This window comes from Clostridium sp. AF19-22AC, from assembly GCF_003479085.1.
GTDB classification, from domain to species: Bacteria; Bacillota; Clostridia; order Lachnospirales; family Lachnospiraceae; genus Faecalicatena_A; species Faecalicatena_A orotica.
This window is the reverse complement of record NZ_QUGN01000007.1, coordinates 132,470-146,579: the sequence shown is the minus strand read 5'-3', so window position 1 is coordinate 146,579 and position 14,110 is coordinate 132,470. Positions and strand designations below refer to the sequence as shown.

The window sequence follows — 14,110 nt, the reverse complement described above, 5'->3', positions numbered from 1 at the left end:
CAGTCCCATATCCGGAGTCTTTCTATTATGTATAATGAGCATTTTATAAGTCTACTTTCCCTGTTGTATCACCATTAATTACATAATACGCCGCAAATTCTTCCGGCTTCAGATAGATCTTTACATCTTTCATATCGCCGACTTTGTTTTTCAGTTCTTTTGTCCAGACATTTTTCACTTTCTGGAGAACTTCTTCCTGAGTATACTCTCTTCCCGCAAACTGAAGGAATAACTCCGTCTTAACCTCTGCTTTTTTCGCTGCTGTTCTTGCAGTTGGTTTTGCAGCTGTCTTCTTAGCTGTTGTCTTGGAAGCAGTCTTCTTAACTGCTGCTTTCTTCACAACTGGTTTCTCTTCTTTTACAGGTTCCGGATCTTTTAAAACTGCTGCTCTGGTCTCTATCGCTTTCGTCGTGTCTTTCTTCGTTTCAATCGCCTTTGCCTGACCGGCTTTTGTCTCAATAGCTTCTGTCTTAACCGGTGCTTTTTTAACAGCCTCTTTCGCTGGTTCAGCCTTAACTGGTTTCACAGCCTCTGTCTTTTCAGCCGCTGTTTTAACGGGTTCTGCAGCCTCTGCTTTTGCAGCTGCTGTTTTTGCCGTTGTCTCTACAGCCTTTTCTGCTGCCTTCGCGGTTACTGGTTTCTTTGTTGTTTTCGTTGTTGTTTTTCTGGTTACCATACTTGCTCCCTCCTGCTAAAACAAACTCAAGTATCTTGGCTTCAACATAAACATTTTTTTGTTACAAGGGGTATTGTACCTCATTTTCCCTGAAACGTCAAAAAAAAATTTCCATAGTCACTAAAATGGTCAAGTAACTGTCATTTTTCTTCTTTGTATCCGCGGAAAAATTTTGAGAGGCTTTCGAGTGTTTTGAGCAGGACCGGCATCTCATTTTCGTCAAGACTCTGGATCACCGCATCTGTCATCTGCATATGGAAATCTTCATGATGCCTGTATGCCCGGCGCCCCTTTTCAGTCAGGCGGATGTATACGACACGGCGGTCCGTTTCGCTTCTTTCGCGCACCACATATTTTTTATTTACCAGGCTGTTTACAGACGTAGTAAGAGACCCGGCAGTAATGCCGAGTTTCTTGGCTACCACGGACATCGTGCTGTCGCTGCCGAGTCCGATGGCCTCTATGATATGCATGTCATTATTGCTGATATCTTTATACTCATCTGTAATAATGGCATCTTCCTCCAATTCCCAGATTTCATTAAACAGATGTACGAGGATATCATTGATTTTCTCATGTGCATTCACAGATGCTGTACTCCTTTCCTGATTCCTATTATGATGTCAGGACTCTTTACGGTCAAACAGGGAATCTATCACTTCTTTCACAGTTTCCATGCGCTGTGCCTGATAAGCTTTGGCTCCGCAGAATAGTAATGCATGGTCTACATCTCCTTTTGCGGCGTTGATCAGGCCGTCTGTGATGCAGTATGGTATCTCTGCCGGATTACATCTTGCCAGACAACCGTGGCATGGTGTGTGTTCTATTTTCTCACCTAGCATAACACGTTTCATGAACGGATTCAAGATTGCACGTCCGGGCATGCCTACGGGACTCTTAACAATTACGATGTCATCCTTTTTTGCATCCAGATATGCCTGTTTATACCGGATATCGGCATCACATTCCTCTGTTGTTACAAATCTGGAAGCCACTTGAACGCCGTCGGCACCAAGTGACAATGCATGTATGACGTCTTCTCTGTCATGGATTCCCCCGGCAATTACCACTGGGATTTTTGTCTGGTATTCTTCTTCATAAGAATGTACAACTGCTATAATTTTTTTAATCTCGTCTTCGTAAACTTCCGGTGTGTATACTTTCAGTTCATCTTCCTTAAATCCGAGATGACCGCCGGCCTTCGGGCCCTCGATGACAACAAGGTCTGCTGTGCGGCGGTATTTTTTGCCCCAGTATTTCAGAATCACCTTTGCCGATTTCTCGGTCGATACGATTGGCGCAATCTTTGTACTGCTGTCCCCCACAAGTCCCGGCAGTTCTGTTGGAAGTCCCGCACCGGAGATGATGATGTCGGCTTTTGCCTGTACGGCGGCTTTTACATGCTGTTTATAATCTCTTAAGGCAACCATAATATTATAGCCGATCAGGCCGTCCGGTGAAATAGCCCTTGCCTTATCCATTTCTTTTTGAATCGCCCGGACATTAGCCTCAGAAGGATGCTGGTCAAAATCAGGTTCCCTGAATCCAATCTGGGCCGTGGAAATGATTCCCACTCCGCCTTCTGCCGCTACGCTGCCGGCCAGATTTCCAAGACTGATACCGACTCCCATGCCCCCTTGAATCAAAGGAACTCTCACCGTCTTTCCACCAATTTTAAATGGATCCATATACTACCTCTTTTCTCTTACATCCTTCTGAAACGCTGATATCGTTTTTCTGTGAGATCAGCCTCTGGTAAAGCTCTATATTTCTTCAGAAATTCTGCGATTTTGATTTCCAGAGTATTGCAGACTTCTGTCAGGTTCTCTTGTGTATAATGCTCCGGTTCTGGAATCACCTGCTCGATGATTTTCAGCTCCAGAAGGTCTTTTGCCGTTAGCTTCATAACTTCCGCAGCCTCGCTTGCGCGTTTGCTGTCCTTCCACAGAATGCTCGCAAAGCCTTCCGGGGAGAGTATGGAATAAATGGAGTTTTCGAGCATCCATACCTCATCCGCAACGGCCATCGCCAGGGCGCCGCCGCTTCCTCCTTCTCCGATTACAACAGATAGGACCGGGACCTTCAGGCCCGACATCTCGAACAGGTTTCTGGCAATCGCCTCACCCTGTCCGCGCTCTTCCGCCTCTAATCCGCAGAATGCCCCGGGGGTATCTACGAAACAGATAATCGGACGGCCAAACTTTTCGGCCTGTTTCATCAGGCGGAGGGCTTTTCTGTATCCGTCAGGGGATGGCATTCCGAAGTTCCGTTCGATATTTTCCTTTGTTGTCTTCCCTTTTGCCTGCGCAATGACCGTCACCGGCATTCCTTTGAAAGATGCAATACCACCGATGATTGCCTTATCATCTTTGTAGTAACGGTCTCCATGAAATTCCACAAAGTCTTCGAATAAGTTTTCAATATATTCTGCCCCCACCGGACGGTCCTTCTTGCGGGATACCTGCACGCGTTCCCATGCCGTATGGTGTTTGCTGCTTTTCGCCTGCTGTGGTTCTCTGCCTTCCGGTGCGCTCATTTTTTCTTCAGATATAGTTTCCTGCAATCCGGCAACCTCTGCATTTTTACAGTGGAGGCTGAGAATATGAGCCAGTTCCTGCTTCATATCTTCGCGATCCACAATTTTATCTATAAAGCCATGCTCCAGCAGAAATTCCGAGCGTTGGAAACCTTTCGGCAGTTTTTCCCCGATTGTCTGCTCGATCACACGCGGGCCCGCGAAACCGATCAGGGCATTCGGTTCTGCCAGAATAATATCCCCCAGCATTGCAAAGCTTGCTGTCACACCGCCTGTCGTCGGGTCTGTCAGTACAGAAATATAGAGCAGTCCTGCATCACTGTGGCGCTTCAAAGCAGCCGAAGTCTTCGCCATCTGCATCAGGGATACAATCCCCTCCTGCATTCTGGCACCGCCCGAACAGGCAAAGATAATAACTGGGAGCTTTTCCTCTGTAGCACGCTCCACCGCACGTGCGATCTTCTCGCCCACGGCTTCGCCCATGCTCGCCATCAAAAAGCGGCCATCGCACACGCCGATCACGGCCGAACGTCCGTCAATCACAACCTTGCCGGTAACAATCGCTTCCTCCAGATTCGTCTTCTCCTTAAGTACCTCAATCTTTTCCTCATATCCCTTAAAATCCAGCGGATTCCCCGTCACCAAGCCACGGTCCCACTCTTCAAAAGAACCGGCATCGGCAATCATCTCAATCCTCCGGTACGCATGGACACGAAAATAACCGTGGCACTTCGGACAGATATAAAACCCATTTTTCACATCATCCGCAATAATTGCCGCTCCACATTTATTACACTTCCGAAGCAGCCCCTCCGGGACCTCCGGTCTGGATTCCTTCAAAGAAATATAACTTTTTCTGCTCGTCTTTTTAAACATATTCTGTAACTTCATAGACAGCTCCTAACTTTATACTGCAAAGGGGTCAGACCCTTTTGCGGTCCGTTTTCTGATAATTCTGAAAATTCCCCTTTCATTATCATGACATTTTTTCTATAAATTCAATATCTATATCGCCTGACTCGAAATCTGGATGGTGAAGAATTTCATATTGATAATCTACATTCGTGTCAATTCCCTCAATTATGATCTCGCCGAGGGCACTGCGCATTTTTCGAATCGCTTCTTTTCTGTTTTTCGCATGCACGATCAGTTTTGCCAGCATGGAATCGTAGTAAGGGGTTACGGTATAGCCGCTGTAGATCGCGGAGTCGATACGCACGCCTTTTCCTCCGGGCAGGTACATGTCTGTGATCGTACCGGGGGACGGGCGGAAGTTCTTCTTCGGATTTTCTGCGTTGATGCGGCACTCGATGGCATGGCCCGTGATGGTTACGTCATCCTGTGTATAACTCAGTTCTCTTCCATCGGCGATTTTTATCTGTTCTTTTATTAAGTCGATTCCGGTTACCCATTCCGTTACAGGGTGCTCAACCTGAATTCTTGTGTTCATCTCCATGAAATAGAAATTGCCGCTTTTTTCTAACAAGAATTCAATTGTTCCGGCGTTTGTGTAATTAGCCGCTTTTGCCGCTTTCACGGCTGCCTCCCCCATTTTCCTGCGCATTGCGTCTGACAATGCAATGGACGGGGACTCTTCTATCATTTTCTGGTGGTTCCTCTGAACGGAACAGTCACGCTCCCCCAGATGAATGACATTGCCATGTTTGTCTGCCATGATCTGGAACTCGATATGCCTTGGGTGCTGCACAAAATGTTCAATGTACATTGTGTTGTCACCGAAAGCCATCTGGGTTTCTTTCTGTGCCGTATTAAAACTGCTTTCAAACTCGTCAGGAGTTTCAGCCACGCGCATTCCTTTTCCGCCTCCGCCGAGGGCGGCCTTCACGATAACCGGATAACCGATTTCATCTGCTATGGCGGCACCTGTCTGCGCATCGTAGATTGGTTCTTTACTGCCCGGTATTACCGGAACACCTGCAGCAACCATTGTGTTTCTGGCTTCCTGCTTATTCCCCATCTTCCGGATCACTTCTGATGACGGCCCGATAAACGTGATGTTGCACTGCTCGCACAGTTCCGCGAATTTACTGTTCTCGGACAGAAAACCGAAACCCGGATGAATCGCATCTGCTCCAGATACAAGCGTCGCGCTGATGATTCGTTCCATACTCAGATAACTTTCCGTAGAAGGGGCAGGCCCGATGCAGATTGCCTCATCCGCCAGCTGGGTATGCAAAGCCTCTTTATCCGCCTCCGAATACACAGCTACCGTCTCGATCCCCATCTCCCTGCAGGCACGGATAATGCGCACGGCAATCTCTCCGCGGTTTGCAATTAATACCTTTTCAATCATAACCTGCACATCTCCTTATTTTCCAACCATGAAAGTCAGTTCTGCACTGACAACGACCTTGCCGTCCACAGTCGCAACCGCCTCACCGACTCCGACAGGTCCCTTCTGCTTGATGATTTTCGTTTCCAGCCTGATCTTATCTCCCGGGTTCACCATGCCTTTAAACTTACATTTCTGTACGCCCCCGAAAAACGCGATTTTGCCGCGGTGTTCCTCCTGGCTCAGAATCGCGACTGCACCGACCTGCGCCAACGCTTCCAACGTCAGCACTCCCGGCATAACAGGATGGTCCGGGAAATGTCCCTTGAAAAAATCCTCCCGGTAAGTCACACATTTATAACCAACGGCAAACTGCCCCGGCTCATAATCCTCGATATAGTCCACCAGTAAAAACGGATGTCTGTGAGGAATAATTTCCTGAATCTGCTTAATATCTAATCTGTTCATGCAAAAACCTTCTTTCTTTATGTCAAGCCCAAACTGACATTTTCGTGTAAAAGTAGATCACTTGTGTTACTGTTCACACCGTGCCGTGCACCCCGCTGCACGGCATCGGGCCAATAAAGCGATGGCCCCGGAGCATCTGCTTCTCGCCGAAGGCGACTTAAAATAAGCAGATGCGGCTACTGTGCACGCCTGAAAGGTGTGAACAGTAGACATTTTCAAAGGGGTCTGACCCCTTTGCAGTTAATTGACTATTTTATAACAAACAATGGCTGTCCGTATTCTACTGTGTCCCCGTTTTGGACCAGTATTTCTGCTACTTTTCCAGAAAAATCACTTTCGATTTCGTTCATCAGTTTCATCGCCTCTACAATTGCAATGACCTGACCTTCTTTAACGCTGTCGCCGACGCTTATAAATGGCTCTGCCTCTTCTGAAGGCGCAGAATAAAATGTCCCTACCAGTGGAGATTTTACGACTTTACCGTCTGCTTTCTTTTCTGCCGGTGTATCTGAAGCTGATGCAACTGCCATATATGCTGTCTCATCCGGTGCCATCTCGGCCGTAACAGCCGGCTTTTGTGCGGCTGCAGGTGATACGGGTGCCTGTGTATACGCCACTGCATCTGTAGCGGCATACTGGACTGCCGCTGCCTTCTTCAGAGAAAGCTTTACTCCGCCTTCTTCATATTTAAATTCCGCCAACGCGGATTTGGATACTGAATCCACTAACTGTAATATTTCTTCTATTTTCATGATATCCGCCTTTCGCGTTATTACCTGTTATTGATACTTCTTTACGAGCAGGGTTGCATTATGGCCGCCGAATCCAAGTGAATTGGTCAGTACATAATTGACATCCTTTTCAATCGGGGAGCCGAATGTGTAATTCAGATCACAATCTTCTTCTGCCTCGATGCTTCCTGCCGTCTTGTGAATGAAACCGTCCTGAATACTCTTCACGCAAACGATAAACTCGACACCGCCTGCTGCACCGAGCAGATGCCCGATCATAGATTTTGTGGAGTTGACCGCAACATCTTTCGCCGCATCCCCGAGCGCATATTTGATCGCCCTCGTCTCAAACAAATCGTTATGATGTGTGCTCGTTCCGTGTGCATTGATATAGTCGATCTGCTCTGGAGCAACGCCTGCTTCCTTCATCGCAATCTTCATCGCCATACCGGCCCCTTCCCCGTCTTCCTGTGGGGATGTGATGTGGTATGCATCTCCTGTAGAACCGTAGCCTGCCAGCTCGGCGTAGATCTTTGCCCCTCTCTTCTTTGCATGCTCAAGTTCCTCAAGAACAACGATACCGGCTCCCTCTCCGAGCACAAACCCATTTCTGTCTTTGTCAAACGGAATGGATGCCCGCATCGGGTCCGTGGAAGTGGAAAGTGCGGTCAGTCCTGAAAATCCGGCCACGCCTGTCGGACAGATACAGCTTTCCGTACCGCCGGCAACCATGATATCCGCATCATCATACTGGATTGCACGGAACGCATCACCGATACAGTTTGTTCCGGAAGCACACGCAGTCACAACATTTGTACATTTCCCTTTTAAACCTAACTGAATCGAAACATTCCCTGCCGCCATGTTGGAAATCATCAGCGGCACCATCAGCGGATTGACCCTGCTCGGTCCTTTTTCCACAATCTTTGTATAATTCTGTTCTACAACCTGGAGGCTTCCGATACCGGAGCCGACAATTACGCCTGCGCGGTATGCGTCTTCCTTCGAAATGTCTATACCAGAATCTTCAAATGCTTCCTTTGCCGCAGCAACCGCGTACTGGGAAAAAGGCTCCATACGTTTTGCCGCCTTAAAATCCATTCGCTCTTTTGCCACAAAATCTTTCACCTCTGCAGCGATTTGCACTTTATATTCAGATGCATCAAATTTTGTAATTGGTCCGATTCCGACTTTTCCTTCACGAATCCCGCTCCAGAATTCTTCTACCGTATTACCGATCGGAGTCACTGCCCCCAGTCCGGTCACTACAACTCTTCTTTTCATACTAATCTCCTTTTACATTGCCATTCCGCCGTCTACACACAGGACCTGTCCTGTAATGTATCTTGCTTTTTCCGATGCCAGAAATGCCGCCGCCTCGGCGATGTCTTCCGGTTCCCCGAACGCTCTAAGCGGTATCTGCGCGATGGAGGCTTCTTTTACCTTCTCCGGCAGTACCTGTGTCATCTCCGTATGAATGAATCCCGGTGCAATGGCATTTACCGTAATCCCTCTGGATGCCAGTTCCCGTGCCGCCGATTTTGTCAGTCCGATCACCCCTGCTTTAGATGCACAGTAGTTTGCCTGCCCTGCATTTCCCAAAACACCGGATACGGATGAAAGGTTGATAATGCGGCCGCTTCTCTGTTTCATCATCTGTCTGGATACGAAACGAATACAGTTGAAAGTCCCCTTCAGATTCGTATCGATTACCGCGTCAAAATCATCCTCGGACATTCTCATCAAAAGACCATCCCTTGTGATTCCTGCATTGTTAACCAGAATGTCAATTCTTCCAAACTTTGCAGTCACTTCTTTTATAAAATTCTCACAGGCCTGGAAATCGGATACATTACACTGCATCACTTCCGCTTTTCCGCCGTTTTTTTCAATCTCATTCTTAACTTCCTCTGCTCTGTCGGCAGAACCATTATAATTAATCACGACAGCCGCGCCTTCTTCTGCCAGCTTGAGGGCGACCGCTCTTCCGATGCCTCTCGATGCGCCTGTAACAATCGCTGTTTTTCCTTCTAACATAATTCGCTAACCACCTTGTCTACATCTTCCCATGTGCCTACATTGTATACTTTTACCGACTTATCAATCTTTCTCATGAACCCTGCAAGTGTCTTACCGGGCCCGACTTCCACAAATGTATCCACACCATCGGCAATCATGTTTTCGACACTCTGCTGCCAGCGTACAGAAGACGCCACCTGTTTTTCCAGCAGTTCTTTCGTACTGCCAATATCCTTCACATACTCTGCCGTAACATTCGTCACATAAGGGATATTCAGAGACTTCAGTTCAACACCCTCAAGCACCTTTCCAAGCTCTCTTCCCGCCTCTGAAAGGAATGGTGAGTGGAACGGCCCGCTCACATTCAGCGGAAGCACCCTCTTGGCCCCGGCCTCTTTCAAAGCCTCAGCCGCCTTTTCCACACTGTCCTTTAATCCTGTTATTACGATCTGGCCCGGACAGTTATAATTTGCAATCCCTGCTCCTTCAATGCCGCTTAGCACCTTCTCAATCACATCTGCACCAAGTCCCAGAACAGCAGCCATTGAGCCTTCGCCTCCCGGCACTGCATTCTGCATGAGGATCCCGCGCTTTCTGACCGTAGTAACCGCGTCCGCGGCGCTCATCCCGCCTGCTGCTGCAATCGCACAGTATTCTCCCAGACTTAATCCCGCTGATACATCCGGTTTCAGCCCTCTTTCTTCCAGTACTGCCGCCATTGCAAGGCATGTAGTAACTAATGCAGCCTGTGTATATTCTGTCTGGTCCAGCAGATCATTTTCTTCAAAACATAATTCTTTCATATCTATATTAAGCAGCTCAGATGCCATATCAAAAATCTCTGCCGCCGTTTCACTATGTTCATAAAAATCTTTTCCCATCCCGGCTTTCTGTGCGCCCTGTCCGGGAAATATAAATGCAGTCTTACTCATAAAAACCTTTTCCTCCAATCAGGTCATCTGTCTCTTTTACCAGCTTCTGGATCAGCTCCTGGCAGGACATCTCTTCCTTAACCATACCGGCAATCTGGCCTGACATCACGCTTCCGTTTACCACGTCGCCATCCACAACAGCCTTCCTTAAACCGCCCAGTGTCAAAAGCTCCAGTTCCTCAAAAGATGCCCCTTCCTGCTCCTTCTGTAAGTACAGTTTCGTCATCTGGTTGCGCAGTGCACGGACCGGATGCCCTGTCGTGCGTCCTGTCACTCTGGAATCAATGTCTCTCGCTTTCAGAATACATTTCTTATAATTGTCATGAACAATAGATTCATTCGTAACCACAAAATGAGTTCCCATCTGTACAGCCTGTGCACCCAGCATAAATGCTGCTGCGATTCCTCTGCCGTCCGCAATACCGCCTGCCGCGATAACCGGGATGCTCACCGCATCTACAACCTGTGGTACTAATACCATCGTTGTATTTTCACCAATGTGTCCGCCTGCCTCTGTCCCCTCTGCAACAAGGGCATCTGCACCGCAGCGTTCCATACGCTTTGCAAGTGCTACAGATGCAACGACAGGAATTACCTTTACTCCTGCTTCCTTCCACATCTTCATATATTTTTCAGGAGATCCGGCACCCGTTGTCACAACCTTAACGCCTTCCTCCACAATTACATTTGCCACCTCATCCGCATAAGGACTCATCAGCATAATATTTACGCCAAATGGCTTTTGGGTAAGCTTTTTCGCTTCCCTGATCTGTTCCCGTACCCAGTCAGCAGGCGCGCTCGCCGCACCAATCAGCCCAAGCCCGCCAGCTTCTGATACGGCGGCTGCAAGATGATATTCAGCAACCCATGCCATTCCACCCTGTATGATCGGATATTCGATTTCTAATATTTCGGTTACTTTTGTCTTCATACTAACAACCTTTCTTAATTTATGAACTACTTTATAAAATTTCTTATTTATGAGCTTCCAGATACTTGATTACATCGCCGATTGTTGCGATCTGCTCTAAGTCTTCAGACGGGATCTCTACGTCGAATTCTTCCTCGAAAGCCATGACAACTTCGAATAAGTCCAGAGAATCTGCTGCCAGATCATCTTTGAAGGAAGTCTCCTCTGTAAGTGTACTGATTTCTGCCCCTAATGATTCTGCTACGATTTCTTTTACTCTTTCTAACATGATTTTAAATTCCTTTCTTACTTCCATTTTTCTTTTTATTTATATGTGTAATCCGGTCCATGCCGGGTATTACCAAAACTACCATTCAAGATAAGCCGCGCCCCACGACAGGCCTGCCCCGAAACCGGACATCACCAGCTTATCACCTCTTTTGAGCATCCCCTTCCGGTTCATTTCATCCAGAAGAATCGGAATGCTGGCGGAGGATGTATTTCCATACTCATCCATGTTCATAGGAAACTTGCTGATGTCTTCCTTCAGCCTCTTTGCGACTGATTCCACAATCCTTTTGTTTGCCTGGTGCAGTACAAAATAATCGATGTCGCTCACCGCGATACCAGTCCCTTCGAGGGTCTCCCGGATTACCTCCGGCACACACCTGACTGCGAATTTAAAAACCGCCTGGCCGTTCATCTTCATATAAGAATCCAGATCCTCCCCTTCTATGGGCCGGTTTTTTCTGTGCCTGCTCATACAGGTCAGGGCATCTCCCATGCTCCCGTCCGAATGCGTTACCGGCCGGACAGCTTCGCCTTCTTCCGCTTTCAAAACCGCCGCCCCCGCGCCGTCACCGAATAAGATGCAGGTCCCGCGGTCCTCCCAGTTTACGGTATTAGACAGGCTCTCCGCCCCGATGATCAATACGGTCCTGTAAACGCCTGAGGCTATGTATGCCTGGGCTGTATTATAGGCAAATAAAAAACCGGTGCAGGCTGCATTCAGGTCAAAACCGGTCGCATTTACCGCCCCCAGTTCCTTCTGTACCTCGCAGGCCGTGCTGGGCAGCAGAACTTCTGATGTAAATGTAGAAACCAGTATCAAATCCAGTTCCTCCGGATCAATGCCGCTGTTTTCCAAAGCCCGCTTTGATGCTTCTACGGACATGGATACGGTTGTCTCGTCTACTATAATATGTCTTTTTACGACGCCGGTCCGTTCGCGGATCCATTCGTCGTTTGTATCTACAATCTTGGCCAAATCATTATTGTCCAGAAAATGAGCCGGCACGTATGAACCTGTTCCACATATCTTTCCTATCATAATCGTTCTCCGCGTTTAATTTCATTTCCAAATATTTTTAATTTAAAATACTTTGATTACCAAAGTATATCATAATAATTGTAAATGTCAAGAAATTTTGTGCAGAAAAAAGGATATAGGAACATTGTGCATGCTTAACACACCCCCTGTTCCTATATCCTAACGGACAGTTTTTTTATTTTAGTGCATATTTAAACTTATCCCCCCGAACGACCTGTTTGGTTATATGCAGCGGATTTTCATTATTATCATAAACCAGATCTTCCACGAGCATAAGCGAGGACCCTCTCGGCACATCCAAAAGCTTTGCCTCCTCCTCTGATGCATAACATAATTCAATGGTTTTGCTGCCGGCCAGAGGCTTGATATTATACTCTGATTTCAGAACGGCATATAAAGACCCATTCAGGTTTGCTTCCATTAAGGAATCATATTGGGACGAAAACCATGTTGTTTCCACACAGATCGCAATCTTATCCACAATCCTGAGACGCTTAATTTCCAATACCATCTCACCGGCCTTCAGTCCAAAGAATGCCATCTGGCTTCGGGTGGGTTCTATATGGGTCCTTGATATTGTCTTGGTTGTCAGTGTCTTCCCCATAGATTTTACATTATCCGTGAAACTCAGGAATGTGGACGAATGCTGGTTCATCTTCGGTGATGCAACAAAGGTTCCCTTTCCGTGCGCCTTGACAAGGAGCTTTTCGGAAACCAGAACAGAAAGTGCTTTCCGCACCGTACTTCTGCTTATACTGTACATATCGCTGAGTTCAAGTTCAGAAGGGATCTTCTCTCCCCGGTTAAACTTCCCTTCATATATATCATTACGGATCCTCTCTGCAAGCTGGTCATATAAAGGAATACTTGTGCCATTATCTAGTGTCTCCATGCATTTGTCCCTCCTTGATTCATGATTGGTAACTGTTGAAAGGCAGGCCCTGAAACAGTTACATATGTTTTACATGTACTATTATAACAAATGGTCGTTAAAAAGCAAGATGTGTGTTAATGTATTTAGTAACTTTTAAATACAAGTTATAATACAAGTGTATAATATGCATAATTTGCCCGTGCTTGTATTGTGATGTATTCACAAAATTACAAAACCAGTCTTTACACGCTGCATATTCCGTGCTAATATATAGCCATGTTAATCACTTGTATGCAGACATCTCCCTACAAGTAGCTAATAATAAAAACAAAGGAGTACAATTAAATTATGGAAATCAAACAGGAAGTAAGACAGGTCGTCGAAAAGGTATTAAAGGAAAAAGAAGCAGCTGGCGGAATTAAGAATGTTGTATGGATCGCAGCAGGGGGGTCTAATGGAGGTTTTTTCCCTGCACAGTATTTTATGGACCGTGAATCTAAAACATTACGCTCCCAGTCCTTTACAAGCAATGAATTTGTTTATGCAGCACCTGCTTTTGCAGGAGAGAATACGCTGGCGGTTATCTGTTCCATGAGAGGAACAAAGGAGACATGTGTAGCAGCAAAAATAGCAAAGGAGCTGGGCGCTGCAACTATCGGCTTATATGTTCAGGAATCTGACCTGACCGATACATGTGATTATAACATTCAATATGAAAGCATCGCGATAGATGAAAGCAGGACCGAAAGAGTAAATTCCAGTATCGGCGTTAACATCGCCATGAACCTTGTAGAACTGACAGAAGGATATGCCGGTTATGAAGACGCAATGGCAGCCTTTGACATTGTAGATGATATTTACAGAAAAGCTGTTGAATATGCAGAGCCGCTTGCCAGAAAATGGGCAGAACAAAACAAAAACGAAAAGACCATTTATGTCATGGGCAGTGGTCCTGCATGGGGCTCCGCATACATTTTCTCCATCTGCAATATTGAGGAAATGCTCCAGATAGATTCCCCGACAATCAACACCTGTGAATTCTTCCACGGACCGTTTGAAGTACTGGACAAAAACACTTCCGTATTCCTGCTTGTCTCTGAAGGAAGATGCCGGCCGGCCGATGAACGTGCCGTGAAGTTCCTGAATACATACGGCGGCGATAAGGTTTATATTCTGGATGCCAAAGAACTGGGAATCAACAGGATTAAGGATAGTATCAGTGAATACTTTAACCATATTTTATTCTCGCCCGTTTTAAACAACGTATATATGAGACAGTTGTCATACGCAACTAAAAACGATTATAATACAAGAAGATATATGTGGAAGGTAGAATATTAA

15 protein-coding genes are annotated in these 14,110 nt (G+C 46.6%); 1 reads left to right on the top strand and 14 read right to left on the bottom strand.

Translation table 11 applies throughout. The features are described 5' to 3' along the window. Positions 1–43 precede the first annotated feature (43 nt). From DWX43_RS10215 to DWX43_RS10150, 14 genes are all read right to left on the bottom strand, one after another. Positions 44–676 (bottom strand): DUF6465 family protein, encoded by a 633-nt coding sequence (locus DWX43_RS10215; RefSeq protein ID WP_118620222.1) that lies wholly within the window; start codon positions 674–676, stop codon positions 44–46. Positions 677–816: 140 nt separating this feature from the next. Then, positions 817–1,263 (bottom strand): MarR family transcriptional regulator, encoded by a 447-nt coding sequence (locus tag DWX43_RS10210; RefSeq protein WP_109732231.1) that lies wholly within the window; start codon positions 1,261–1,263, stop codon positions 817–819. A 36-nt stretch (positions 1,264–1,299) separates the two neighbouring features. Continuing rightward, positions 1,300–2,364, bottom strand: a complete 1,065-nt coding sequence (locus tag DWX43_RS10205) for a nitronate monooxygenase family protein (protein WP_118620221.1) — start codon at positions 2,362–2,364, stop codon at positions 1,300–1,302. Between the two features lie 17 nt (positions 2,365–2,381). Further along, positions 2,382–4,088 (bottom strand): acetyl-CoA carboxylase carboxyltransferase subunit alpha, encoded by a 1,707-nt coding sequence (locus DWX43_RS10200; RefSeq protein WP_347559299.1) that lies wholly within the window; start codon positions 4,086–4,088, stop codon positions 2,382–2,384. A 100-nt stretch (positions 4,089–4,188) separates the two neighbouring features. Beyond that, positions 4,189–5,526 carry an acetyl-CoA carboxylase biotin carboxylase subunit gene (locus tag DWX43_RS10195; RefSeq protein ID WP_118620219.1) on the bottom strand — a complete coding sequence of 446 codons (1,338 nt, stop codon included), beginning with the start codon at positions 5,524–5,526 and terminating at the stop codon, positions 4,189–4,191. 15 nt (positions 5,527–5,541) lie between these two features. Next, the gene (gene fabZ / locus DWX43_RS10190) at positions 5,542–5,973 is read right to left on the bottom strand and encodes a 3-hydroxyacyl-ACP dehydratase FabZ (RefSeq protein WP_109732227.1); all 432 of its coding nucleotides are present in this window, start codon (positions 5,971–5,973) and stop codon (positions 5,542–5,544) included. 248 nt (positions 5,974–6,221) lie between these two features. Continuing rightward, positions 6,222–6,725 (bottom strand): acetyl-CoA carboxylase biotin carboxyl carrier protein, encoded by a 504-nt coding sequence (gene accB, locus DWX43_RS10185; protein ID WP_118620218.1) that lies wholly within the window; start codon positions 6,723–6,725, stop codon positions 6,222–6,224. A 27-nt stretch (positions 6,726–6,752) separates the two neighbouring features. Continuing rightward, entirely contained in the window at positions 6,753–7,988 is a 1,236-nt protein-coding gene (gene fabF / locus DWX43_RS10180) for a beta-ketoacyl-ACP synthase II (protein ID WP_118620217.1), read from the bottom strand. A gap of 12 nt (positions 7,989–8,000) precedes the next feature. Next, positions 8,001–8,741, bottom strand: coding sequence for a 3-oxoacyl-[acyl-carrier-protein] reductase (gene fabG / locus DWX43_RS10175; protein ID WP_118620216.1), 741 nt, complete (start codon positions 8,739–8,741; stop codon positions 8,001–8,003). Next, positions 8,735–9,655: an ACP S-malonyltransferase gene (fabD, locus tag DWX43_RS10170; RefSeq protein WP_118620215.1), complete on the bottom strand. Its 921-nt coding sequence runs from the start codon at positions 9,653–9,655 to the stop codon at positions 8,735–8,737. Before fabD ends, fabG begins: the two co-directional genes overlap by 7 nt. Continuing rightward, positions 9,648–10,637, bottom strand: coding sequence for an enoyl-[acyl-carrier-protein] reductase FabK (gene fabK, locus DWX43_RS10165; protein WP_278321118.1), 990 nt, complete (start codon positions 10,635–10,637; stop codon positions 9,648–9,650). Before fabK ends, fabD begins: the two co-directional genes overlap by 8 nt. Beyond that, the gene (locus DWX43_RS10160) at positions 10,630–10,854 is read right to left on the bottom strand and encodes an acyl carrier protein (protein WP_109732221.1); all 225 of its coding nucleotides are present in this window, start codon (positions 10,852–10,854) and stop codon (positions 10,630–10,632) included. Before DWX43_RS10160 ends, fabK begins: the two co-directional genes overlap by 8 nt. A gap of 78 nt (positions 10,855–10,932) precedes the next feature. Continuing rightward, complete coding sequence (locus DWX43_RS10155) at positions 10,933–11,895, bottom strand: beta-ketoacyl-ACP synthase III (protein WP_118620214.1); 963 nt, start codon at positions 11,893–11,895, stop codon at positions 10,933–10,935. Between the two features lie 175 nt (positions 11,896–12,070). Then, positions 12,071–12,787, bottom strand: a complete 717-nt coding sequence (locus DWX43_RS10150) for a GntR family transcriptional regulator (RefSeq protein ID WP_118620213.1) — start codon at positions 12,785–12,787, stop codon at positions 12,071–12,073. Positions 12,788–13,117: 330 nt separating this feature from the next. On the opposite strand from DWX43_RS10150, the gene DWX43_RS10145 reads away from it, so the two are divergent. Then, on the top strand, positions 13,118–14,110 hold the full coding sequence (locus DWX43_RS10145; RefSeq protein ID WP_118620212.1) for an SIS domain-containing protein: 993 nt from the start codon (positions 13,118–13,120) through the stop codon (positions 14,108–14,110).